18 protein-coding genes and 1 tRNA gene are annotated in these 23441 nt (G+C 72.4%); 11 read left to right on the forward strand and 8 right to left on the reverse strand.

The window, feature by feature from the left end; genetic code table 11:
* Nucleotides 1-154 precede the first annotated feature (154 nt).
* Entirely contained in the window at nucleotides 155-1387 is a 1233-nt protein-coding gene (locus tag QOL15_RS04870) for a CDP-glycerol glycerophosphotransferase family protein (protein WP_065959749.1), read from the forward strand.
* A gap of 19 nt (nucleotides 1388-1406) precedes the next feature.
* Here QOL15_RS04870 and QOL15_RS04875 read toward each other — a convergent pair whose 3' ends face one another.
* The 4 genes from QOL15_RS04875 to QOL15_RS04890 all read right to left on the reverse strand — a co-directional run bounded on the left by QOL15_RS04875 (nucleotide 1407) and on the right by QOL15_RS04890 (nucleotide 4149).
* Nucleotides 1407-1709 carry a hypothetical protein gene (locus tag QOL15_RS04875; protein ID WP_071249627.1) on the reverse strand — a complete coding sequence of 101 codons (303 nt, stop codon included), beginning with the start codon at nucleotides 1707-1709 and terminating at the stop codon, nucleotides 1407-1409.
* A 108-nt stretch (nucleotides 1710-1817) separates the two neighbouring features.
* The gene (locus tag QOL15_RS04880) at nucleotides 1818-2588 is read right to left on the reverse strand and encodes an ABC transporter ATP-binding protein (RefSeq protein ID WP_065959611.1); all 771 of its coding nucleotides are present in this window, start codon (nucleotides 2586-2588) and stop codon (nucleotides 1818-1820) included.
* Nucleotides 2588-3412, reverse strand: a complete 825-nt coding sequence (locus tag QOL15_RS04885; protein ID WP_083229982.1) for an ABC transporter permease — start codon at nucleotides 3410-3412, stop codon at nucleotides 2588-2590. Before QOL15_RS04885 ends, QOL15_RS04880 begins: the two co-directional genes overlap by 1 nt.
* A gap of 41 nt (nucleotides 3413-3453) precedes the next feature.
* On the reverse strand, nucleotides 3454-4149 hold the full coding sequence (locus QOL15_RS04890; RefSeq protein WP_071249630.1) for an NTP transferase domain-containing protein: 696 nt from the start codon (nucleotides 4147-4149) through the stop codon (nucleotides 3454-3456).
* Between the two features lie 300 nt (nucleotides 4150-4449).
* Between QOL15_RS04890 and QOL15_RS04895 the strand changes: the two genes are divergently transcribed.
* The 3 genes from QOL15_RS04895 (at nucleotide 4450) to QOL15_RS04905 (ending at nucleotide 7828) form a co-directional block, all read left to right on the forward strand.
* The gene (locus tag QOL15_RS04895; RefSeq protein WP_253181529.1) at nucleotides 4450-5709 is read left to right on the forward strand and encodes an ABC transporter ATP-binding protein; all 1260 of its coding nucleotides are present in this window, start codon (nucleotides 4450-4452) and stop codon (nucleotides 5707-5709) included.
* Nucleotides 5685-7256 carry a hypothetical protein gene (locus QOL15_RS04900; RefSeq protein ID WP_071249632.1) on the forward strand — a complete coding sequence of 524 codons (1572 nt, stop codon included), beginning with the start codon at nucleotides 5685-5687 and terminating at the stop codon, nucleotides 7254-7256. Before QOL15_RS04895 ends, QOL15_RS04900 begins: the two co-directional genes overlap by 25 nt.
* 311 nt (nucleotides 7257-7567) lie before the next feature.
* Nucleotides 7568-7828 carry a DUF3039 domain-containing protein gene (locus QOL15_RS04905; protein WP_111228526.1) on the forward strand — a complete coding sequence of 87 codons (261 nt, stop codon included), beginning with the start codon at nucleotides 7568-7570 and terminating at the stop codon, nucleotides 7826-7828.
* A gap of 22 nt (nucleotides 7829-7850) precedes the next feature.
* Here the strand turns inward: QOL15_RS04905 and QOL15_RS04910 are convergent, their stop codons facing one another.
* Nucleotides 7851-9140: a nicotinate phosphoribosyltransferase gene (locus tag QOL15_RS04910; protein WP_083229981.1), complete on the reverse strand. Its 1290-nt coding sequence runs from the start codon at nucleotides 9138-9140 to the stop codon at nucleotides 7851-7853.
* Between the two features lie 733 nt (nucleotides 9141-9873).
* On the opposite strand from QOL15_RS04910, the gene murI reads away from it, so the two are divergent.
* The 3 genes from murI to rdgB all read left to right on the forward strand — a co-directional run bounded on the left by murI (nucleotide 9874) and on the right by rdgB (nucleotide 12126).
* Nucleotides 9874-10713, forward strand: a complete 840-nt coding sequence (gene murI, locus QOL15_RS04915; RefSeq protein WP_071249634.1) for a glutamate racemase — start codon at nucleotides 9874-9876, stop codon at nucleotides 10711-10713.
* A 73-nt stretch (nucleotides 10714-10786) separates the two neighbouring features.
* Nucleotides 10787-11533, forward strand: coding sequence for a ribonuclease PH (rph, locus tag QOL15_RS04920; protein ID WP_071249636.1), 747 nt, complete (start codon nucleotides 10787-10789; stop codon nucleotides 11531-11533).
* Entirely contained in the window at nucleotides 11530-12126 is a 597-nt protein-coding gene (gene rdgB / locus QOL15_RS04925; protein WP_065964560.1) for an RdgB/HAM1 family non-canonical purine NTP pyrophosphatase, read from the forward strand. The genes rph and rdgB overlap by 4 nt, the downstream gene beginning before the upstream one ends.
* A 167-nt stretch (nucleotides 12127-12293) precedes the next feature.
* Here the strand turns inward: rdgB and QOL15_RS04930 are convergent, their stop codons facing one another.
* The 3 genes from QOL15_RS04930 to QOL15_RS04940 form a co-directional block, all read right to left on the reverse strand.
* Nucleotides 12294-13004 carry a DedA family protein gene (locus QOL15_RS04930; RefSeq protein ID WP_065964561.1) on the reverse strand — a complete coding sequence of 237 codons (711 nt, stop codon included), beginning with the start codon at nucleotides 13002-13004 and terminating at the stop codon, nucleotides 12294-12296.
* A gap of 112 nt (nucleotides 13005-13116) precedes the next feature.
* Nucleotides 13117-13197, reverse strand: a tRNA-Leu gene (locus tag QOL15_RS04935).
* Between the two features lie 227 nt (nucleotides 13198-13424).
* On the reverse strand, nucleotides 13425-14900 hold the full coding sequence (locus QOL15_RS04940) for an MFS transporter (protein WP_083394169.1): 1476 nt from the start codon (nucleotides 14898-14900) through the stop codon (nucleotides 13425-13427).
* A 42-nt stretch (nucleotides 14901-14942) separates the two neighbouring features.
* On the opposite strand from QOL15_RS04940, the gene mnmA reads away from it, so the two are divergent.
* The 4 genes from mnmA (at nucleotide 14943) to QOL15_RS04960 (ending at nucleotide 22642) form a co-directional block, all read left to right on the forward strand.
* Entirely contained in the window at nucleotides 14943-16049 is a 1107-nt protein-coding gene (mnmA, locus tag QOL15_RS04945) for a tRNA 2-thiouridine(34) synthase MnmA (RefSeq protein WP_083394170.1), read from the forward strand.
* A gap of 151 nt (nucleotides 16050-16200) precedes the next feature.
* A complete protein-coding gene (ligA, locus tag QOL15_RS04950) occupies nucleotides 16201-18570 on the forward strand; it encodes an NAD-dependent DNA ligase LigA (protein ID WP_083394176.1) in 2370 nt (789 codons plus the stop codon).
* A gap of 166 nt (nucleotides 18571-18736) precedes the next feature.
* On the forward strand, nucleotides 18737-20068 hold the full coding sequence (locus QOL15_RS04955) for an alpha/beta hydrolase (protein WP_083394171.1): 1332 nt from the start codon (nucleotides 18737-18739) through the stop codon (nucleotides 20066-20068).
* 195 nt (nucleotides 20069-20263) lie between these two features.
* Entirely contained in the window at nucleotides 20264-22642 is a 2379-nt protein-coding gene (locus QOL15_RS04960; RefSeq protein ID WP_071249642.1) for a transglycosylase domain-containing protein, read from the forward strand.
* Nucleotides 22643-23441: the final 799 nt, after the last annotated feature.

Consider the following 23441-nt stretch of genomic DNA (forward strand, 5'->3'; position numbering starts at 1 on the left):
GCTCGGTCCGTCCCACTCGTTCCGTCTGTTCCGTTCGTACTGTCCGTTCTGCTCGTTCCGTCCGTTCCGTCTGGCCCGCTGGTCCCACTCGTTCCGTCAGTCCTGCTCGTTCCGCTCGTTCCGTCCGTCCCGCTCGCACCCGGAGGTGCCCCCGATGCCGATCATCCGCGACGCCCAGACCGCCGTGCGGCTGGCCCGACGTCTGCTGCGCTCGAGGCAGAGTCGCCGTGACCTGGCCCGACGTCTCCCCGGGCACCCGCCGCTCGCCCCCGGTTCGGTCGAGGTGGCGGTGTACTTCGCGGACGCGCCGGTGAACATGTACCAGATACGGCAGTGGTACGCCCCGCTCGCCGAACTCGCGGCCGAGCACCCCGTCGCGATCGTCTCCCGGAACCCGGGCACCATGCTCGCGCTGCTCGACGAGGCACCGGTGCCCGTGGTCTACGCCCGCCAGGTCGTCGACCTCGAGCGGTTCGTCGACGAGCAGGCGCCGAAGATCGTGCTGTACGTCAACCAGAACGCCCGCAACTTCCAGATGATGCGGTACGGGCGCATGTGGCACGTCTTCGTCAACCACGGCGAGAGCGACAAGATGTACATGACCACGAACCAGTTCAAGGCCTACGACTACGCGCTCATCGCCGGCGACGCAGCCCGCGACCGGCTCTCCGACGCGCTGTGGGACTACGACCTCGACGCGCGCACGATCGCGATCGGACGGCCCCAGGCCGACCACTTCGCCGGAGCGGTTCCCTACCCGGAGGACGACCGCATCGTCGTCCTGTACGCGCCGACCTGGGAGGGGGACCGCCCGGCTGCGGCCTACGGGTCGATCGCATCCCACGGCGTCACCCTCGCCGAACGCCTGCTCGCCTCGCCGCGTCACCGACTCGTCTACCGTCCCCACCCGCGCCGCGGGGTGCTCGACCCGGCCTACCGGGCAGCACACGAGCGCATCGTCGCCGCGATCGCCGCGGCCAACGCCGCGGACCCGTCCGCGCAGCACGTGCACGACGACGGTCCGGAGCTCGGCTGGCAGCTCGCCGACGCCGACGTCGCCATCACCGACATCAGCGCGATGATCTACGACCGGCTCGCCGTGGGCAAGCCGCTGATCGTCACGCGGCCGGTGGCCGGCGAGGCCGACGTCGACGAGCGTGGGTACCTGGCCGACGCGAACTGGTTGACCGCCGCCGACGCCGTGGACGTCGTCGCACGGGTGGATGCCGCGGCCCACGACGACGCCGAGCTCGCGAAGCTCCGACACTGGGTCGACCGCTACTTCGGGGACACCACCCCGGGCGCTGCCACCGCGCGGCTGCACGCTGCGATCGACCGACTGGTGGCGCGGTGGCACGAGGTGGCGGCGGAGCGCGGCGAGCGCTGACGCCACACGGCCCACCCGGTCACGCAGCACGGCGGCCACCGACCAGGGACATCCGCCACAGGTACTCGGAGCGGTCGGGCCGACGCCACCGGACCACGACGACCCCGGTGTCCTCGGGATCGGCGCCGAACACGGCGAGCGTGAGGCTGCGGCCGGGGTCGAGCCGGTTGACCGCGAGCGGGGGCGCGTAGCCGTTGCCGAGGTGCGTCAGCGACAGGGCGTGGACCGGCTCGGAGCCGGTGTTGACCAGCTCGTAGCGCCGTGGCGCGTGCGAGCGGTCGACCGTGAACGGGACTGCGTAGGCGGTACTCGGGTGCTGCATGTCCCCGACGCTAGGAACCCCCACCGACGTCCGCCCGACGCCGAGACCCGTCGAGGACCCACCCTGTGCACAGCCCTCCACCACCAGCCCCTGTGGAGGAACGACGGGTCAGTTCCCGTAGTCGGATGCGTAGCGGGCGAGGGCGGCCTCGATGGTGTCGTCGAGCTGCAGACGACCCTTGTCGAGGTACAGGCCGCGGTCGCAGAACCGCCGGAGGTCCTTGTCGCTGTGCGAGACGAAGAAGAGCGTCCGTCCGCCGGCGAGCAGCTCCTCGATGCGCTTGTAGCACTTCTCGCGGAACGCCTTGTCGCCGACCGCGAGCACCTCGTCCACCAGGATGACGGGCTCGTCGAGCCGGGAGATCACCGCGAAGGCGATCCGCACCTTCATGCCGCTCGACAGGTGCTTGTACGGGGTGTCCACGAAGTCGCCGATCTCGGCGAACTCGATGATCTCGTCGAAGGCGTCGCGGATCTCGGCCCGCGTCATCCCGTGCAGGCCCGCCGTGAGGTAGACGTTGTCGCGCACCGAGAGGTCCCCGACGAAGCCGCCCGTGATCTCGATGAGCGGGGCCACACCGGCGCGGACCTGCACGCGTCCCTCGTCGGGGAGCATCACCTGCGCGACGAGCTTGAGGAGGGTCGACTTGCCCTGGCCGTTGCGGCCGACGACCCCGATCGCCTCGCCGGGGCGCACGTCGAACGAGACGTTCCGCAGCGCCCAGAACTCGTCGGCCCGCTTGCGACGCGATCGCCCGGCGAACAGGTCCTTGAAGTTCCGGCTCGCCCGGCGGTTGCGCTTGAACCGGATGCCGGCGTCGCGCACCGAGATGACGGGCGCGGTCGTGCTCGTTCGGGTGCTGCTGTCCGTTGCGGTCATCAGAGCTCCTTGAGGACGCGGTGTTCGCTGCGCCGGAAGACGACGAGCCCGATGCCGAGGACCACCACGGTGACGACGACGGAGACGAGCACCTCGAACCAGTCCAGCTGGCCGGGGAAGAAGGCCGACCGGTAGATCCCGAAGATCCCGCTGAGCGGGTTCAGTGCGGCGACGTCGTGCAGGGTGCGGGGGAGTGCCTGCGTGCCGTAGATGATCGGCGATGCGTAGAACAGGAACCGCAGCACGAGCTTGACCGCACGCTCCAGGTCGCGGAAGAACACGACCAGCGGCGCGACGATGAGCCCGAGCCCGTAGACGAGCCCGCACTGCAGCACGATGGCCAGTGGGTAGAGCAGGACCTCCCAGTGCACGCGGGCCCCGGTGGCCAGGACGAACACGGCCAGCACCGGCAGGCTCAGCAGGAACTCGATGCCCTTCGATGCGACGACGCGGGCCACCCAGATGCTGCGGGGGATCGTCGTCGAGCGGATGAGCTTCGACTCCTTGATGAACGCCCGCGTCGAGTCCGACACCGATCCCGTGAACCACATCCACGGCAGGAGCGCCGAGAGGAGGAAGACGATGTACGGTTCCTCACCCACCGACCCGCGGTGGAACACCTGCGTGAAGACGAACCAGTAGATGGCCGACATCACGAGCGGGTCGAGGATCGACCAGACGTAGCCGAGTGCGGACGTCGAGTACCGGACACGCAGGTCGCGGACGGTCAGGAGCCACAGGGCGTGGCGGTAACGACGAACCGCGCCCCTCGACGCTGCCGGAGCTGCGGTCGTGGGCGCGGTCGGCGCACTCGCTGTGGTCACGGTTTCCCTCCGGGCGGAACTGCCGAGGGGATCCGGTCTGGTCAGGCGAACAGGTTGTTCGCGCGCTCGAGGTCCTCGGCGAAGTCGATCTCGACCGCGTACAGGTCGGAGATGTCGACGGGCGACCAGCGTAGCCCGTCCTCGGCGATGGCTGCCTCGATGCCACCCTCGAAGTACTCCTGGTCGTCGACGCGACCGAGCTGGCGGATGAGCGCCTGCTTGTCGTGGGACGAGACGTAGTTGATGCCCACGGCCTCGCCGAGACCACCGACGACGCGCTTCGACAGCTTGTCGATGAAGCCCTCGGCGCCCACCGTGTACTTGACCTCCTCGTCGGAGACCTTCTCGGTGTTGACGCTGACGAAGGAGCGGTCCTGGTCCATCATGTCCGCCGCACGGACGAGTGCCCGCGGGTCGAACACGACGTCACCGTTCATCCAGAGGACGCCGCCCTTGCCGGTCGCCTTCAGCGCACGGAGCAGGCTCTTCGAGGTGTTCGTGGAGTCGTAGGACTCGTTGTAGACGAAGTTCGCCTCGGGGAAGGCCTCGACGATGTACTCCGACTTGTAGCCGACGACGATCGTCACGCGTGCGCTCGAGCCGAACGCGGCGCGGATGTTGTCGAACTGCTGCTGCATGATGGTGCGGCCGTCGCTCAGTTCGGTCAGCGGCTTCGGCAGGCTGCGGCCGAGCCGGCTGCCCATCCCCGCTGCGAGGATCACGATCTGCGTGGTCATGCTGGTCCCTTCTGGTGTCCGCCCGGGCGCCGTTGGGCACAGGCGGGCCTCGTCGAGTCTGCTCGCAGAAGGTCTGAGTTGCCCGTGAACGCGCCGGATCCGCGTCGATGCGCAGGCGACGGACGGCCACGGACGGCCCGCCCGAGCAGGTTTCCAAGTGGTGAACACTCCGTCGTGCCCCGGTGAATCCTACGGAACCGGCGGTCGTCGGGGTACGTCCGGGGCGCCTTCGTGTCCGATTCGTGACCCGCCCTCGGGGGCCGTCCTCCGATGTCCGGAACGCGTTGGTACGGTTGGGCGGTGGCCGCAGCTGATGACGACGACGTGTACGTGACGTCCGATGCCGCCTGGCTGACCGAGGCGGACGATCCGGAGACGGACGGCGCCGACGACGACTTGGGGGACGGGGATGCACGAGACGCTCCCGATGGTGACGCGATGACCGACGGTGCGACGGTGACCGTCGCAGGACCGTCGGCGGGCCGCGACGGGTCCGACGTCCCCGCACCGGCAGCCGGCGCGGGTGCGACGGTTGCAGCGACCGCGACGAAGCCGGGCAAGGCGAAGCAGCCCCGGGGCCGCGCCTCCCGGCCCACGCAGACCGCCGCCGCTGACGCCACGTCCGACGGCGCCGCTGCGACCGCCACGGGTGCGAGCGAGGCGTCGGGTGCGAGCCAGGCGTCGGGTGCGAGCCAGGTTTCCGGTGCGAGCCAGGCAGCGGGCGCGGGCAAGAAGAAGCGCGCCCCGAAGCGCCAGCCGGCCGCCCGAGAGACCCCCGCGGCCCAGGCGCCCCAGCTGCAGCCCGTCGTGCTGCGCGCCAGCGGTCTCGTGAAGCGGTACGGCCAGACCGTCGCCGCTGACGAGGTCGACCTCGAGATCCGACAGGGCTCGATCTTCGGCGTCGTCGGCCCCAACGGTGCCGGCAAGACGACGACCCTCTCGATGGTGACGGGACTGCTGCGTCCCGACGCCGGGACCGTCTCGGTGCTCGACCACGACGTGTGGTCGGACCCGGTCGCCGCCAAGCGCGACCTCGGGGTCCTGCCGGACCGACTGCGGCTGTTCGACCGCCTGACCGGCGCGCAGCTGCTGCACTACTCGGCGACCCTCCGGGGCCTCGACGGCGCGACCGCCCGGAAGCGCAGCGACGACCTCGCCGTCGCCTTCGGTCTGGGTGAGGCACTCGGGCGCCAGGTCGCCGACTACTCGGTCGGCATGGCGAAGAAGATCGCCCTCGCCGCCACGCTCATCCACTCGCCGCGGGTGCTCGTCCTCGACGAGCCCTTCGAGTCGGTCGACCCCGTGAGCGCGGCGACCATCACCGACATCCTGCGCCGGTACACCCGGGGCGGCGGCACGGTGGTGCTCTCCAGCCACTCCATGGAACTGGTCCAGCGCACGTGCGACTCCGTGGCCATCATCGTCGGCGGCAAGGTCCTCGCCTCCGGCACGATGGCGCAGGTCCGAGGTCGCAAGAGCCTCGAGGACAAGTTCGTCGAACTCGCGGGCGGCCGCGTCGTGGCAGAGAGCATGGAATGGTTGCACAGCTTCTCCGACTGAGGGTCGACCTGCTCGCGGGCGGTGTCCGCGGCGGAGCCCGGCACGCCGTCCTCGTCGTCGTCGGCAGCCTGCTCGGACTGGTCGCGGCGGTCTTCGTCGCCGGCGAGCTGCTCGAGCTGCGCGGCGCCCCGGTCGAGGTCGCGCGGTCCGTCGCGGTCCCCGTCGGCACGTTCGTCCCGGTGGCCTTCACGGTCGTCCCGCTCGTGCTCGGCGGCACCGACCAGTTCGACCCGCGCCGGTTCACCGTCTTCGGCATCGACCGGCGACGTCTGGCCGTCGGGCTCGGCGTCGCCGGGCTGGTCGGCATCCCGGTGCTGTGCGTCGCGATCGTCGCCGTCGGGCAGGTCGGGACGTGGTCCCGGAACGGCGGCCTCGTCGTGCTCGCGCTCGTCGCCGCCGTGCTCGGCATCGCCACCTGTGCGCTCCTGGCCCGCGTGGGTTCGGCCGTCGGCGCCATGCTGATCGCGCCGCACCGCTCCCGCGACGCCGGATGGCTCGCCGCCCTGGTCGTCGTCGTCCTCGGTCTGCCGGTGGCGTCGCTCCTCCTGCGCACGTCGTGGCTCGACCCGTCGAGCGCCGAGCTCCGGACCGTCGCGGACGTCGCCGGCTGGACCCCGTGGGGTGCGGCCTGGGCCGTCCCGGCCGACATCGCGAGCGGACGCGTGGGCGAGGGCGTCCTCAAGCTCCTGGTCGCCCTCGTCGTCGTCGGTCTGCTCGGCCTCGCCTGGTGGGCGCTCGTCGGTCGTGCACTCGAGACCGTCGACGGCCGTGCGACTGCTCGCCGCTACCAGGGCCTCGGGTGGTTCGCCCGCTTCGGGTCGAGCCCGGTCGGTGCGGTCGCGGCCCGAGCGCTGACGTACTGGGCGCGGGACCCCCGCTACCGGATGTCGTACCTCGTGATCGTGTTCGTGCCGATCGTCGTCCTCCCGCTCGGCGTCGCGGGTGTGCCGTGGCACTGGACGGCCCTCGTGCCGCTGCCGCTGATGGCGCTCATCGCGGGCTTCCTGCCCCACAACGACGTCTCCTACGACAACACGGCGGTCTGGTTGCACGTCGCGTCCGGTGCGCCGGGGTGGAGCGACCGACTCGGCCGACTCGTCCCCGTGCTCGTGGTCGGTGTGCCCGCGGTCGTCGCCGGTGCCGCGGTCTCCGCGAAGCTCTTCGGCGACTGGACGGCGTTCCCGGTGCTCACCGGCGTCGCGGTGGGCGCCCTGCTCGCCGGACTCGGGTTGTCGAGCGTCGTCTCGGTGGCACTGCCGTACCCGACGGTGCGTCCGGGGGACCACCCGTTCCAGCAGCCGCAGGCCGCCGGGACGACGGCCGCCGTCGCGCAGACCACGATGGTCATCGGGATCCTCCTGTCCGTCGTGCCCGCGACGTGGCTCGGTGTGCTCGCGTTCACGGACGGCCCCGAGCCCTGGGCCGTCCTGACGCTCCTCGTCGGGCTCGGCGTCGGAGCGGTCGTCCTGATCGGCGGCGTCGCCCTGGGCGGACGACTCTTCGACCGGCACGGTCCGGACCTGCTCGCGGCGGCCCAGCGCAACTGAGCGCCGGACGGGAGGCGCGTGGCGACCCCGCACTGCGCCTCCCGTCCGTCGGTCGGGAGGCGGCCCGGCACCGTGCCTCCTGTCGGCCTGTCGGCCTGTTGGCCTTGTCGGCCTGTCGGCCTGTCGGCCTGTCGGCCTGTCGGGCGGGAGGCGCGTGGCGGCCCGGAACCGTGCCTCCCGTCCGTGGACGTGACGGCGTCAAGGCGCATCGTGCGTCCGGTCCTTCCTCCACAGCGCCGTGCCCCGCAGGGGCGCTCCACAGCCTCCGCGACGCCGTCGCGGAGGCACCGCCACCGTCGTACCCTGGAGCCATGAGCATGACCGAACCTGGCGGCGGCCTCGACGTGATGGACCGCGAGCTCGAGAAGCTCCTCGAGGAAGAAGCGATCGAGCCCGGCGACCACGAGCGCTTCTCGCACTACGTGAAGAAGGACAAGATCCTGCAGTCCGCGCTGTCGGGCAAGCCCGTCAAGGCGCTCTGCGGCAAGAAGTGGGTGCCGGGTCGCGACCCCGAGAAGTTCCCGGTGTGCCCGGACTGCAAGGCCATCTACGAGAAGATGAAGGCCGAGTAGCGCGGACGCACCACCGGGCGGGTCAGATCACCAGGGTCGGGATCGCCGGGTCACCGCGGCCGATGCGTGATGCGTCGGCCGGCAGCTCCGCTTTGGCTCGCTTGTGGTGCGCTCGTGCTGCCTCGACGCCCGCGACGCCGGTGAAGGCCGGGTCGACCTCGCCGTGGTCGACGACCGGGACGAGCAGGGGGCGCTCGTCGGGGCCGACCTGCCCGGTGGTGAGGACGACCTCCGCGGTCGCGACGCCGTTGCGGAGTCGGCGACCGGCTTCCTTGCGACCACCGGTGGACGCCTTGTCCGCGGACTTCTTGGCGACCGGGACCCAGCCCTCGCCGTCGGGCGTCTCGTGGGCGACGAGCTTGAAGACCATGCCGGCCGCGGGGTGGCCCGAGCCCGAGACGACGCTCGTCCCGACGCCGTAGGAGTCCACGGGGGCGGCTCGGAGGGCGGCGATCGTGTACTCGTCGAGGTCGTTCGTCACCGTGATCTTGGTCGCGGGGGCGCCGAGGCGGTCGAGCTGCGCGCGCACCGATGCGACGACCGAGGGCAGGTCGCCGCTGTCGATGCGGACGGCACCGAGCCGACCGTCGGTGAGCCGGACTGCGGTCGCCACGGCGGCCTCGATGTCGTAGGTGTCGACGAGCAGCGTCGTGCCGGTCCCGAGGGCGTCGAGCTGGGAGCGGAAGGCGGCCTCCTCCGAGTCGTGGAGGAGCGTGAAGGCGTGCGCGGCGGTGCCCATCGTGGGGATGCCCCAGGTGCGACCGGCCTCGAGGTTGCTCGTCGCGCCGAAGCCGGCGATGTACGCGGCCCGGGCGGCGGCGACCGCGTTCCACTCGCCGGTGCGGCGTGAGCCCATCTCCGCGAGCGGGCGCCCGTCGGCGGCTGAGACCATGCGTGCCGCCGCCGACGCGATCGCCGAGTCGGCGTTGAACACGCTGAGCGCGAGCGTCTCGAGGACGACCGACTCGGCGAAGGTGCCCTCGATCTGCAGGACCGGCGAGTTCGGGAAGAAGACCTCGCCCTCGCGGTACGCGCGGATGCTGCCGCTGAACCGGTAGTCGGCGAGCCACGCTGCTGTGCCCTCGTCGATCACGCCCCGGTCGCGGAGGAAGCCGATCTCCTCGTCGCCGAACCGGAACTCGGTGAGCGAGGTGAGGAACCGTCCGAGGCCCGCGGCGACGCCGTAGCGACGACCGTCGGGGAGGCGGCGGGTGAAGACCTCGAAGACGCACCGACGGTCGGCCGTGCCGTCCTTCAGGGCGGCGTCCACCATGGTGAGTTCGTACTGGTCCGTGAGGAGCGCGCTGGTCACCCCTCGACCCTACTGACGCGGGGCTGCCCGGGGGCAGATCGTCCCCCAGCTCGGGCTGGTCCCGGCCGCGTGGCGACGGCGCATCACGGCAGCGCGCTCCTACCTGCCCGCGGCCCGTGGCTCCGGGCCCCTGCCGTGCTGCGACCTCGCGAGCGGGCGATGTGTGCAGAGGGGCGGGCGGCCGGCGTGCCGGTTCCGCCCGCTCGCGGCGCGTCCGCACGCGCTACCCCGAGTGGGCGATCTGTGCGCGGTGACGAGTGTGTGGGGTGCGGGAACCGCCCGTTCGCGGTCTGGGGTCGTCAACGCGGTGCCGAACGGGCGATGTGTGCAGACCGGGGACAGGGACCGGGGGCAGGAACGAGAACGGGGACGGGGACGGCAGCGGACGGGAGGCACGTGGTTCGTCCTCAGGACCGGTGCGGCCTGGTGCGGGCGCGAGCGGGCGATGTGTGCGGTGTGACGAACGCGTGGGGTGCGGGAAACGCCCGCTCGCGGGTTGGGGTGCCCGCGATGTGCCGGGCGGGCGATGTGTGCGGGGCGGCGGGTGGGTGGGGTGCGGGGAACGCCCGCTCGCGGTCTGGGGCTGCCGACGAGGTGCCGAGCGGGCGATGTGTGCGGGGTGACGAGCGCGCGGGGTGCGGGGAACGCCCGCTCGGGGCAGCGGGGGCGGGGGAGATGCGGGGCACGGTGGGGACGAGCGGGGTGGGGGAGCACGGCTGGGTACGCTTGGCGTGTGACGGATGCACCGATCGGAGTCTTCGACAGCGGCGTCGGCGGGCTCACGGTGGCCCGGGCGATCATCGACCAGCTGCCGCGCGAGAGCATCCGGTACGTGGGCGACACCGTGCACTCGCCCTACGGCCCGAAGCCGATCGCCGACGTGCGGCGGTACGCCCTCGAGGTCATGGACGACCTCGTCGAGCAGGGCGTGAAGGCGCTCGTCATCGCGTGCAACACGGCCTCCTCCGCGGTCCTCCGCGACGCCCGGGAGCGGTACGAGCAGGCGTACGGCATCCCCGTGGTCGAGGTCATCCAGCCCGCCGCCCGCGCCGCCGTCAAGCAGACCAGGACCGGGCGCATCGGTGTGATCGGCACGGTCGGGACGATCGCCTCGCGGGCGTACGAGGACGCGTTCGCCGTCGCCGCCGACGTCACGCTGTCGCTCGCCGCCTGCCCGCGGTTCGTCGAGTTCGTCGAGGCGGGGGACACCTCGTCGCCGGCCCTCCGCTCGGTCGCGGCGCAGTACCTCGAACCGATCCGGGCGGCCGACGTCGACACCCTCGTGCTCGGCTGCACGCACTACCCGCTCATGTCGGCGGCGATCCAGTACGTGATGGGGCCGGACGTCACGCTGGTCTCGAGCGCCGAGGAGACCGCCAACGACGTGTACCGCCGGCTCGTCGAGCACGGGCTCGAGCGGACCGTGACCGAACCGCCCACGTACGCGTTCGAGGCCACCGGCGAGGACCGCAACGGGTTCATCCGCCTGGCCCGACGGTTCCTCGGCCCGGAGGTGTCCAGCGTCGGCCACCTGCAGACCGAAGCCATCACGCTGCCCCGCACCGCGCCCTGAACGGGGCCGCACGACCACCGCGACCACCGCGACCGACCCGCACCGCGCCTCCAGGCCGGACCGAGAGGACACCATGACCGACACGACCACGACCCGCATCGACGGCCGCAGCACCACCGACCACCGCCCCGTCACGATCGAGCGGGGGTGGAGCGCACAGGCCGAGGGCAGTGCGCTCATCTCGTTCGGGAACACCAAGGTGCTCTGCACCGCGAGCTTCACGAACGGCGTGCCGCGCTGGCTCGCCGGCAAGGGGACCGGCTGGGTGACCGCCGAGTACTCGATGCTGCCGCGCTCGACCAACGAGCGGATGCAGCGTGAGTCGATCAAGGGCAAGGTCGGCGGCCGGACGCACGAGATCTCCCGCCTGATCGGCCGCTCGCTGCGCGCGGTCGTGGACACGAAGGCCCTCGGCGAGAACACCCTCGTCATCGACTGCGACGTGCTGCAGGCCGACGGCGGCACCCGGACCGCGTCGATCACCGGCGCGTACGTGGCCCTGGTCGACGCGATCGAGTGGGGCCGGGGCAAGGGCTTCATCGCGAAGAAGGCCACGCCGCTCACCGACAGCGTGCAGGCGATCTCGGTCGGCATCGTCAAGGGCGTGCCGATGCTCGACCTCGCGTACACCGAGGACTCGGCCGCCGACACCGACATGAACATCGTCACGACGGGCTCGGGCAAGTTCATCGAGGTGCAGGGGACGGCCGAGCACGCGCCGTTCGACCGCGCCGAGCTCGACACGCTGCTCGACCTCGGGCTGGCGGGCAACGCCTCGCTCGCGGCGATCCAGCGCGGGGTGCTCGGGGTGGCCTCGTGACCGGGACGGTCGTGCTCGCGACGCACAACCAGGGCAAGGTCGTCGAGCTCCGCGGGATCCTCGGCGAGGCCCTCGGCGGCGTCGAACTCGTCGGTTACGACGGGCCGGAGCCGGTCGAGGACGGTGACACCTACGCGGCCAACGCGCTCATCAAGGCCAGGGCAGCGGTCGCGCACACCGGACTGCCGGCGCTCGCCGACGACTCCGGCATCGCGGTCGACGCGCTCGACGGTGCACCGGGGATCCACTCCGCCCGGTACGCCGGCACCCGCGTGGACGCCGACAACATCGCGTTGCTGCTGGCGAACCTCGAGGGCGTGGTGGAGCGGACCGCGGCGTTCGTCTGCGCCGCCGCGTTCGTCACCCCGGACGGCACCGAGCACGTGTTCGAGGCGGTGTGGAACGGCGAGGTCCTGACGGAGCCGGTCGGTGACGGCGGGCACGGGTACGACCCGGTGTTCCACCCGGACGACGCTCAGGGGTCGGCGGCGCAGCTGACCCGCGACGAGAAGAACGCCCTGAGCCACCGGTCGAAGGCGTTCCGCGGGATCGCGCCGATCGTGCGGGAGTGGTTCGCGACGACCGAGGGCTGACGCCCGCGCCCGCGCCCGACGGCCGAGGGCTGACGCCCGCGCCCGACGCGGTGGTCAGGACGACCGGCCGCGAGACCCCACCACGACGACGAGACGCCCCCGGGAACGGGGGCGTCTCGTCGTCCGGGGCGTCCGCCGGCGGGGTCGGCCAGCGGACCGGGAGGTCGCTACTGCCCGACGGGCCGCTGGCCGTCGGCCGCGCGCTGCTCCGCCTCGGCCGTGTGCTTCGCCTTGCGCGCCGTCCGCCAGTAGTGCAGGCCGGCGGGCACGACGGTGACGACGACCGCGAGGATGAGGATCACGTCGATGTAGTTGCGCACGATGTACGCCACCGGCGGGATGTAGCCGAGGACGTACCCGAGGAACGTGACACCGACGCCCCAGACGACGGCACCGATGGCGTTGTACAGCGAGTACTTCTTGTAGTCCATCCGCCCGACGCCGGCGGCGATCGGGGCGAAGGTGCGGACGACCGGCACGAAGCGCGCCATGATGACCGCGAGCGGGCCGAAGCGGTGGAAGAACGCGTTGGTGCGGTCGACGTTCGCCTTCGAGAACAGGCCGCTCTCCTTGCGTTCGAAGATCGGCGGCCCGGCCTTCTTGCCGATGTAGTAGCCGAGTTCACCGCCGAGGAACGCCGCGGCGCCGATCATCAGGGCGGCCACCCAGATCGGGATACCGCCGATCTGGCCGCCGCGGTCGAAGGCGAACAGGCCGGTGATGACGAGCAGGCTGTCACCGGGGAAGATGAACCCGATGAGGAGGCCGGTCTCGGCGAAGACGATGGCGCAGACGACGAGCACGGCGATGGCGCCGAAGTGGTCGAGGATGTACTGCGGGTCGAGCCACGGGATCAGGGCGAGGGGAAGCGCGTGCATGGTTCTTCCGGTCGGGAGTCGGGGTCACGGGGGACTCCCGCACCCTGAGGGTACCGCCCGTCGTCCTGAGGACCATCCCTCAGGGGGATGAGGTGCGCCGGTGCATCCGTCGTGCGGAAGGAGGGACTCGAACCCTCACGCCTGGGGCACAGGAACCTAAATCCTGCGTGTCTACCGATTCCACCACTCCCGCGAGCACCGGCAGTCTACGGGGCACTCGCCCGGCCGGACCGGCGGGGCGGACGGGCACCGCGCCTCCCGGCCGACGATCGCGACGACGGGACGGACGCGACGCACGCGCAGACCGCGACGACGGGACGGACGCGCCGACGCGACGCACGCGCCGACCGCGACGACGGGACGGACGCGCCCACGCGACGCACGCGCCGACCGTGACCGGCGCGACGAGCGCGCCCCGCCTCAGCGCAACCGACGCGGCAGGTACCGCGGCACGTACCGGAGCAGCACGCCCGCACCGACCAGCCCCAGCACGCCCATCACCCCGCTCGCGAGCGCGAGCGACGCGACCGCCGTGACGCCGGAGAGCACGAGCGGTGCCGCGGCCGAGCCGAAGTCCCCGGTGAAGCGCCACGCGCCCAGGAACGGAGCCGGGTTCCCCCGCGGCGCGAGGTCGGCCCCGAGCGTCATGAGGATCCCCGACCCGACGCCGTTCGCGAGGGACATGCCGATCGCGATGCCGACGAACCAGCCGACCCGGGCGTCGAGGTGGCCGCTCCAGGCGAGCAGGAAGTAGCTGACGCTGAGGCCGAGCATGCACGGCAGGGCGCTCGCGAGCCGCCCCCAGCGGTCCATGATCTGCCCGCTCGTGTAGAACAGCGCGAAGTCGACGGCCCCGGCGATGCCGATGACGAGTGCTGCGGTCGCGTCGTCGAGGCCGACGCTCACGGCCCACAGGGGCAGGATCACCTGGCGTCCGGCACGGAGGGCACCGATGAGCGCGGCACCGCTGCCGAGGCGCGCGAGCACGGCCCGGTTCTCGCGGATGGTGCGGAACAGGCCGTGCGCCTCGGCCTGCACGAGCTGCGCGCCGGTGTCGGTCGTCGGTTCCTGCGGGAGGGCGCCCGGGTCCTCGTGCCCGGCGGCGTCGCGCCGGTCGGTGGTCGCGTCGGCCCCCGCGGTGGCCGCGGGCAGCGGGATCGGGTCCGGCCCGGCGGCGGCCAGCGTGGTCGCGTCCTGCCCGCCGGTGGCGGCGGGCGGCGCGGTCGTGTCGGGCGACTGACGGGAGGCGCGGTGCGGCCTGGTCGCGTCGGGCCCCGGCCGGGAGGCGCGGTGCGGCAGCCGGAGACCGCGTGCGCCCGTCGCGGGGTCGCGCAGGACGAGGAGGACTGCGGCCGCCGCGAGGCAGCAGACGACGTGGATCCAGAAGGCGCTCTGGGTCGTGCCGGTGAGGTGGACGACCGCAGCCGACACGAAGGGCCCGACGAAGTAGCCGAAGCGGAACACCCCGCCGAGGCTCGACAGGGCCCTGGCGCGGATGCGGAGCGGGATCGCCGTGGTCATGTAGGCGTGCCGGGCGAGCGCGAAGACGGCGGTGGAGACACCGACGAGGAACACCCCGAGCGCGAGCACCCAGGGGTTCGGTGCGACCGTGCAGGTGACGAGGCCGACGACCGACACCAGGGCCGCGCCGATCATCGCGTTCCGTTCGCCGATGCGCCCGACGACGACCCCCGAGGGCACGTCGCCGATGAGCTCGCCGACGAGGATGAGCGCCGCGACGAAGCCGGCGAGGGCGAGCCCGGCGCCGAGCGAGTCCGCCGCGATCGGGATGATCGGGATGATCGCGCCCTCGCCGATCGCGAACAGCGCTGCGGGGAGGAAGCCCGACAGGACGACCGTCCTGCGGTCGAAGGCGTCGTGCGCGGTGGTGGTCATCGTCGACCCACGGTACGCCCGCCGCGGAGTTACCCTGGACGCATGCGTGTCCTGGCGGCGATGAGTGGTGGAGTCGACTCGGCGGTGGCCGCTGCCCGGGCCGTCGACGCCGGGCACGACGTGGTCGGCGTGCACCTCGCCCTGAGCCGGATGCCCGGCACGCTCCGCACCGGCAGCCGGGGGTGCTGCACGATCGAGGACTCGATGGACGCCCAGCGTGCCGCCTCCGCGCTCGGCATCCCGTACTACGTGTGGGACTTCTCGGCCCGGTTCAAGGAGGACGTCGTCGACGACTTCGTGGCCGAGTACCAGGCCGGTCGGACCCCGAACCCCTGCATGCGCTGCAACGAGCGGATCAAGTTCGCGGCGCTGCTCGAGAAGGCGCTCGCGCTCGGCTTCGATGCCGTCTGCACCGGGCACTACGCGTCGATCGTCACGGGCGACGACGGCGCGCGGGAGCTGCACCGCTCGGCAGCGTGGGCGAAGGACCAGTCCTACGTCCTCGGCGTGCTGACGGCCGAGCAGCTCGAGCACGCGATGTTCCCGCTCGGTGCCACGCCCTCGAAGGACGAGGTCCGGGCCGAGGCCGCGGCGCGGGGCCTGACCGTCGCGCAGAAGCCCGACTCCTACGACATCTGCTTCATCCCGGACGGCGACACCCGCGGCTGGCTCGCGGACCGGGTCGGCACCGCCCCCGGCGACGTGGTCGAGCGTGACGGCACCGTGGTCGGCGAGCACGAGGGCGCGACCGGCTACACGGTCGGACAGCGCCGCGGGCTGCACCTCGGTCGGCCGGCACCGGACGGCAAGCCGCGGTTCGTGCTCGAGATCCGACCGAAGGACAACACCGTCGTCGTCGGCCCGAAGGAGGCGCTCGAGGTGTCCTCGCTCGCCGGGTCCCGGTACACCTGGGCCGGGTCCGCGCCGGCCGACCCCACCGTGCCGTTCGCGTGCGAGGTGCAGATCCGCGCGCACGGCGACCCCGTGCCCGCGACCGCACGGGTCGAGGACGGCTCGCTCGTGGTGGACCCCGACGAGCCCCTGTCGGGCGTCGCGCCCGGGCAGACCGCGGTCGTCTACGTCGGCATGCGCGTGCTCGGGCAGTGCACGATCGACCGGACGGTCAGCGCGGTCCCGGCTCACGTTTGACGCGAAGGAAGTCACCGGCAGGGGGTAGAAAGTCTCTATGCCAGACGCGCGCCTTGACTCGCTAGAGACTCTCAGCCCTCTCGATATTGCGGATGTGATCAAGCGAGCTGATTTGGGCCCCCGTGACCTCGTCAAGCTCACAAATTGGCTCATCCACTTCGCCTCCACGTCAGCGGAGGTACTCCCTGCCTTTCAGGTGCGCGCCGCCGCCGAAATTGCGCGCGCTGATCTACTCGAGCTGAGGCATAACTACTACGAGGCTGCAGGCACGGTGGTGCCCGATGCACAGTACGACCGGGTGCTTGCTTTTCTACAGCGGCTTGAGGCTGTTCGTCCTGAGTTGGCATCTCAGGACAGCCCCACGCAGACCGTCGGTGGCCGCGCGGAGACTACGCAGTTCGCCCCGGTCGAGCACGCCGAGCGCATGCTGAGCCTGGACAACGTGTTCAGCCCGGACGAGCTCACCGACTGGGCCGTCAAGGTGCAGCGTGACGCCGGCGCCGAGCGCGTCCGGTTCCTGACCGAGCTGAAGATCGACGGCCTCGCGATCAACCTGCGCTACGAGCACGGACGGCTCGTCTCCGCGGCCACCCGCGGCGACGGCGTCGTGGGCGAGGACGTCACGGGCAACGTCCGCACGATGGGCACGATCCCCGACCAGCTCGCCGGCACCGGACACCCGCCCCTGGTCGAGGTCCGCGGCGAGATCTTCTTCCCGGTGGCGCAGTTCGACGAGCTGAACGCCCGGCAGCGCGAGGCCGGGGAACGGGTCTTCGCGAACCCGCGCAACGCCGCCGCGGGTTCCCTCCGGCAGAAGGAGGAGGGCAAGTCCGAGGCGAAGCGCGCCCTGATGGTCGACCGGCTCCGACGGCTGCGGATGCTCGTGCACGGCATCGGCGCGTGGCCGGTCCGCGAGCTCGAGCAGCAGACCGAGGTGCACGCGCAGTCCGAGGTCTACGAACTGCTGCAGACCTGGGGTCTGCCGACGAGCACGCACTACCGGGTCTTCGACACGATCGACGAGGTGCTCGGCTTCGTGCGCACGACCGGGGAACGCCGGTCCGCGGTGGAGCACCAGATCGACGGCGTCGTCATCAAGGTGGACGACCTCGCGCTGCACGAGGAGCTCGGCTCGACCTCGCGGGCGCCGCGCTGGGCGATCGCCTACAAGTACCCGCCGGAAGAGGTCCACACGAAGCTGCTCGACGTCGTCGTCAGCGTCGGGCGCACCGGCCGGGCGACGCCGTTCGCCGTGATGGCCCCGGCCGAGGTCGCCGGCTCCGTCGTGCGCCAGGCGACCCTGCACAACCAGGACGTCGTCAAGGCGAAGGGCGTCCTCATCGGCGACACGGTCGTGCTGCGCAAGGCCGGCGACGTCATCCCCGAGGTGCTCGGCCCGGTGGTCGAGCTCCGCGACGGCAGCGAGCGCGAGTTCGTCATGCCCGCGGACTGCCCCGAGTGCGGCACCCCGCTGCGTCCGGCGAAGGAGGGCGACAAGGACCTCCGCTGCCCGAACGCGCGGAGCTGCCCGGCACAGGTCCGTGGTCGGGTCGAGCACATCGCCTCGCGCGGTTCGCTCGACATCGAGGGCCTCGGGGAGGTCGCAGCCGCAGCGCTCACGCAGCCGCTCCGTCCCGAGACGCCGCCGCTCGTCACCGAGGCCGGGCTGTTCGACCTCACGATGGAGGACATCGTCCCGATCGAGGTGATCGTCCGCGACGCCGAGACCGGCATGGAGAAGACCGACGAGGACGGCACGCCCAAGCGTGTCACCCCGTTCAGCCGTGCCCGCAAGAAGACCGACCCGCCCTTCGACCCCGAGGCCCGCGGCGCCGACCACACGGGCGAGCCGAGTCGGTACCCGTCGAAGAACGCCTTCGAGATGCTCGCGAACATCGAGGCGGCGAAGACGAAGCCGCTCTGGCGCATCCTCGTCGGCCTGAGCATCCGCCACGTCGGGCCGGTCGCCGCCCGCGCCCTGGCGAACCACTTCGGCTCGCTCGACCGGATCCGCGAGGCCTCGCGCGAGGACCTCGCGGCGGTCGACGGCGTCGGCGGGATCATCGCGGACGCCCTGCTCGACTGGTTCGAGGTCGACTGGCACCGGGCGATCATCGACCGGTGGACGGCGGCGGGCGTGCAGTTCACCACGCCGGACCACCCGGGGCCCGGTGCCGCGGTCGAGGGCGGGGTGCTCAGCGGTGTGACGGTGGTCGCGACCGGCTCCCTCGAGGGGTACACCCGTGAAGGAGCGCAGGAGGCGATCATCGCCGCGGGCGGCAAGGCCGCGTCGAGCGTGAGCAAGAAGACGGACTTCGTCGCGGCGGGCCCCGGTGCCGGCTCGAAGCTCACGAAGGCCGAGCAGCTGGGCGTCCGCATCATCGACGCCGAGCAGTTCCGGCTGCTCGTGACGGAGGGCCCGGCCGCCCTCGCACCGGACACGGACACCGACGCCGACGCCGACGCCGACGCCGACGCCGGCACCGACGCCGACGCCGGCGCGGAGGACGCCGCGGGATAGGCCCGTCGGGACGGCCCGCACCGCCGCGTCGTGCGACCTGGAGCAGCGGCTTCGGGGGACAAGTTGCACGACGCATGTCCACGGTGCGGGAATCTGCTTACACTCGATAGAGCATCACTCGTCGCCTGTGGGGGCCGGCGAGACGGCCTTCCCAGGGGAGACCCGAATGCTGCTCATCGCCGCGGCCTTGCTCACCGCCTCGATGCACTCCCCCGGAGTGGTCGAGGCCCCAGTCGTGCCCGCCGGGACCTCCTCGGTCGTGGGCGCCCCGACGTCCGGACCAGCTGTGGAGGACCACGCAGCGCTCGACCACCTCGTCGGGTCGCGCGGCTCGGCCTTCCTCGCCGACCTCGGCACCGTCGACGGCGCGGACCTCGCCCGGGCCGACCGGGACGCGCGGGTCCTCGCGACCGCGCAGGACCGCCCGCCGACCCCGGCAGCGGTCCGGACGTGGTGGTCCGGTCTCGACCAGGCAGCACGTTCCCGGCTCGTCGACCACGCGCCCGCGGTCGTCGGCAACCTCGACGGGGTCCCGTACGACGTCCGGGACCGGGCGAACCGCAGCACCCTGGCGCGAGGCCTGGCCGCCTCCGGGGACGGGAGCGCGCTGCACGGCATGCTCCAGCAGGTCGAGGCCGCGCTGTCGCCGGACCCCGGGTCGCCCGACCGCGTGCTCGTCGCGCTGGACACCCGCGGCTCCGGCCGAGCCGCGATCGCCGTCGGGGACCTCGCCACCGCGGCCGACGTCACGGTCGTCGTGCCCGGGATGTTCTTCACGGTCTCCGGGCAGATGCACGACTTCGCCGACACCGCCGACGGCCTGTACCAGGAGCAGACCGCCGTCGCGGGCCTCGCCGCACCGGACCCGGCGCGGGGGAGCGGCGTCGCGGTGGTCGCGTGGATGGGCTACCGGACGCCGGACATGTCGAACATCCTGTCGCTCGGGCTCGCCGACACCGGGGCCGAACGGCTGGAACGCGTGGTCGCCGGCCTGGACGCCGTCCGCGGGGACGTCCGGCCGCGGCTGAACGTCGTCGCGCACTCGTACGGGTCGACCACGGCGATGACCGCACTGTCCTCCGGCCGGATGCGCGCGGACACCCTCACGGTGCTCGGGTCGCCCGGCAGCGACGTCCGGTCGGCGGCGCAGCTCGCGGTCGGCAGGGGCGAGGTGTTCGTCGGGGACGCGCACGACGACCCGGTCGCGGGGACCGGGTACTTCGGTACCGACCCGGGGTCGCCCGGGTTCGGGTCGACGCTGCTCGACCTGTCCGGGGGTGTGCCCGAGGGGACGGCCGGGCTGTTCCGCCGGCCGGTCGGGCACAACGACTACCTCAAGCCCGGGACGTCGTCGCTGCACGAGGTGGCGCTCATCGCCGTCGGGCGGGGCGACCTCGTGCGCCACCAGGCGCGCCGGGGCTCCGGTGGGACGGGTGGGCCGCAGCCGGGGCCGGACATGTACCTGCTGCGGCCGCAGGACCTGCAGCCGCGGGACTGAGCGGCGGCCCCGGGACCGCAGCGGACGCGTGGGAGGCGGGTCGCGCCTCCCGTCCGGCCCGGCGGCGGACCGCCGCGGACGCGCCGGGCGCGAGCCGCGCCTCCCGGCCGTGTCTGAGGGGCTTCCTGTGGACCGCCGCAGCCGGTCGCGGCTCCCCGGCAGAACCGGCCCAGTCGTCGACCGTACGGTTCCGACATGCGTGCGATGCGGTGGACCGGTGCCTTCCTCTCCTTCTGCGCGATGTCCGGCCTGGCCGGCATGCTCGTCGCGGTCGCGGTGACACCGGCCGTCGCGGTCGCCGGCGAGGGGACCTCGGGAGCGGTGTCGTTCTTCGAGGACCTGCCGAGCTACCTCGCGATCCAGACGCCGCAGCAGGTGTCCTCGGTCTACGCGACCAAGGGCGGCCAGCAGGTCAAGATCGCGTCGTTCTACGCCGAGAACCGCACCGACGTCGCGTCGAACGCGATGGCGGAGTCCCTCAAGCGCGCCGCGATCGACACCGAGGACCCGCGCTTCGAACAGGAGGGCGGCGTCGACGTCCTCGGCACCGTGCGCGGCGTCGCGGCGACCGTCGTCGGCGGCGACGTGCAGGGCGGTTCGAGCATCACGCAGCAGTACGTCAAGAACGTCCTCGTGCAGCAGTGCGAGCAGCTCACCGGCAAGGACGCCGCGGACACGCAGAAGAAGATCGCCGCGTGCTACGAGGACGCCGCCGGTGTCACGCCGCAGCGCAAGCTCCAGGAGATCCGGTACGCGATCGCCGTCGACAAGAAGTACACCAAGGACCAGGTCCTGACCGGGTACCTCAACCTCGTCGGCCTCGGCGGACGCGTCTACGGTGCCGAGGCCGGGGCGGAGTACTACTTCGGCGTCCACGCGAAGGACCTGACGCTCGAGCAGTCCGCGACCCTCGTCGCGATCCTGAACAACCCCTCGAACCTGCGCATCGACCGGCCGGACGACAAGTCGAACGGGCAGGCGAACGGGTACGCGGCGACCAAGGAACGGCGCGACTACGTCCTCGAGCGCATGTACGTGCACCACGACGTGACGAAGGCGCAGCTCGACCAGGCGAAGGCAACACCGATCACCCCGCACGTGACCGAGACCTCGAACGGGTGCTCGGCCGCGGCGAGCGGGTACGACGCCGGGTACTTCTGCGACTACGTCCGTGCCCAGGTGCTGCAGGACCCGGCGTTCGGCGCGACCGTCGCCGACCGCATCGAGACGCTCGACACCAAGGGGCTCGAGATCCACACCTCGCTCGACCTCGACCTGCAGACGCAGGGCCAGGCCGCGCTCTCCGCGTACGTCCCGACGACCATGGCGGGCGTCGACGCGGGCGGGTCGAACGTCACCGTCGAACCCGGGACCGGGCGCATCCTGTCGATGGTGCAGAACACCGAGTACACGCAGTCCGACTCGGCGACCGCCGGCCAGACCGCGGTGAACTACAGCGCCGACCAGGCCTACGGCAACTCCGGGGGCTTCCAGACCGGCTCGACGTACAAGGTCTTCACGCTCGCCGACTGGCTCGCGCACGGACACACCCTGTCCGAGTCGGTGTCGACGACCGAGCACACCTTCCCGCAGTCGGAGTTCACGAACTCGTGCACGGGCGTCGGTGGGAAGCCCTGGCAGGTCGCGAACGCCGAGAAGGTGCCGGCGACGATGACCGTGCAGGACGCGACCTCGGAGTCGATCAACACCGCGTTCGGCTCGATGGCGAAGCAGCTCGACCTGTGCGGCATCGCGAAGACCGCCGAGGCCATGGGCATCCATCAGTCGAACGGGACGCCGCCGGACTCCAACCCGGCGTCCGTGCTCGGGACGAACACGCTGTCGCCCATCGACCTGGCCGAGGCCTACGCGGGCTTCGCCAACGGCGGCATCGTGTGCACCGCGACCGCGATCGACTCCGTGACCACGGCCGACGGCGGGAAGATCACGCCGACCCCGGCCTCGTGCACCCGAGGTGTCTCGGCGGCCGTCGCCGGCACCGTCGACCACGCGCTGCAGGGCGTGCTCACCGGCAACGGGACCGCGGCGACGGCGAACCCCGGGGACGCCGTGCCGAAGTTCGCCAAGACCGGCACCACCGACGGTGACGTGCAGAACTGGCTCGTGACGTCCTCGACGAAGTACACGAACGCGACCTGGATCGGCAACGTGCAGGGCAGCGTGAGCCTGGCGAACTGGCCCTTCCTGCGGGGCACGACCGGGTACAGCGCCAAGTTCGGCGTGGCGAAGTCGATGATGGCGTACCTCGACCAGACGCGGGCGGGCGGGGACCTGCCCGCGGCGGACCCGGCGATGGTCGGGACGGTGGCGAACGCTGCGCCGAGCGGCGGGGACGCCGGGGGCGGTGCTGCGGCGGGTGCCTCCGGTACTGCGGGTGCCGGGGCTCCGGCGGGTGCGGGGGCTGCGGCCGGCGGGACGGGTGCTGGGGCGGGTGCCGCGGGCGGTCAGGCTGCGTCGGGTGGGTCCGGCGCGGGCGGCGCTGGCGGGTCCGGGGCCGGACAGCCCGGAGGAGCCGGGGCCGCTGGCCCGGGGACCGCAGGGTCCGGGAAGTAGCGACGGGGGCCGGCACGGTGGTGCCGGCCGGGTGGCGCCGGTTTCCGGTCGCGTGCCGGTGTCTCCCGGCACCGGGCCGTGTCTCGCGGCGCGGTGCGCCGGTCTCCGGCGGCGTGCCGGTGTCCACAGGCGCCACGCGGCGCCCGGCGGCTTGGTGGGCCGGTTGGCGGTGGTCGTGTGACCGGTGGGGCCTGACTGCCGGCACCTGACGTGCGCGTCCGGCTCCGGGAGGTGACGGCCTGGAGGTCCGGCGCCGGTCCGGCGGGCGGGTGACGGGCCTCCAGGCGGTTCCGACCCGAGGCGGGGTGGCGCCCGATACGCGCTGGCGCTGGTCGAGGGGCGGTACCCGCTCGGTCGGGGCCGGGGGCTGGGCTGCTGTTGCTGTTGCCGCGGCTGCTGCCGCGGCTGCTGCTGCGTTGGCTGTGGCTGCTGCCCGGACCGCGAGCGGGCGTTCCGTGCGGCGTGCCCGAGGGGCGCGCTGCCGGGATCGCCCGCTCGCGGAGGCGACGGGTCTCGGAGGCCGCGCCGATCCGCGAGCGGGCGGGAAGCGCGTCGGGATGGCCGTGGACGCTGCCGGTTTCGCCCGCTCGCGCGGACGGTGCCGTCCTGGGGCACATCGATCCGTGAGCGGGCGGATCCTGCGCGATGGCCGGTCTCCGTGCTGCCGGTTTCGCCCGCTCGCGGGAACGGTGCGGTCCTGGAGCACATCGATCCGTGAGCGGGCGGATCCTGCGCGATGGCGGCGGTGGGCGCTGCGGATTCCGCCCGCCCGGGCTCGGGAGGGGGCGCCGACGGTGGG

Origin of the sequence: Curtobacterium sp. MCBA15_012 (genome assembly GCF_001864935.2) — a bacterium.
Taxonomy (GTDB): domain Bacteria; phylum Actinomycetota; class Actinomycetes; order Actinomycetales; family Microbacteriaceae; genus Curtobacterium.

Coding starts and splice junctions, on each gene's coding strand:
- QOL15_RS04875 (WP_071249627.1), bottom strand. CDS start 1,709: ATGCAGCACCCGAGTACCGCCTACGCAGTCCCGTTCACGGTCGACCGC.
- QOL15_RS04955 (WP_083394171.1), top strand. CDS start 18,737: ATGCTGCTCATCGCCGCGGCCTTGCTCACCGCCTCGATGCACTCCCCC.
- QOL15_RS04960 (WP_071249642.1), top strand. CDS start 20,264: ATGCGTGCGATGCGGTGGACCGGTGCCTTCCTCTCCTTCTGCGCGATG.
- QOL15_RS04880 (WP_065959611.1), bottom strand. CDS start 2,588: ATGACCGCAACGGACAGCAGCACCCGAACGAGCACGACCGCGCCCGTC.
- rph (WP_071249636.1), top strand. CDS start 10,787: ATGACCGACACGACCACGACCCGCATCGACGGCCGCAGCACCACCGAC.
- QOL15_RS04905 (WP_111228526.1), top strand. CDS start 7,568: ATGAGCATGACCGAACCTGGCGGCGGCCTCGACGTGATGGACCGCGAG.
- mnmA (WP_083394170.1), top strand. CDS start 14,943: ATGCGTGTCCTGGCGGCGATGAGTGGTGGAGTCGACTCGGCGGTGGCC.
- QOL15_RS04930 (WP_065964561.1), bottom strand. CDS start 13,004: ATGCACGCGCTTCCCCTCGCCCTGATCCCGTGGCTCGACCCGCAGTAC.
- QOL15_RS04870 (WP_065959749.1), top strand. CDS start 155: ATGCCGATCATCCGCGACGCCCAGACCGCCGTGCGGCTGGCCCGACGT.
- QOL15_RS04900 (WP_071249632.1), top strand. CDS start 5,685: ATGGTTGCACAGCTTCTCCGACTGAGGGTCGACCTGCTCGCGGGCGGT.
- QOL15_RS04890 (WP_071249630.1), bottom strand. CDS start 4,149: ATGACCACGCAGATCGTGATCCTCGCAGCGGGGATGGGCAGCCGGCTC.
- QOL15_RS04940 (WP_083394169.1), bottom strand. CDS start 14,900: ATGACCACCACCGCGCACGACGCCTTCGACCGCAGGACGGTCGTCCTG.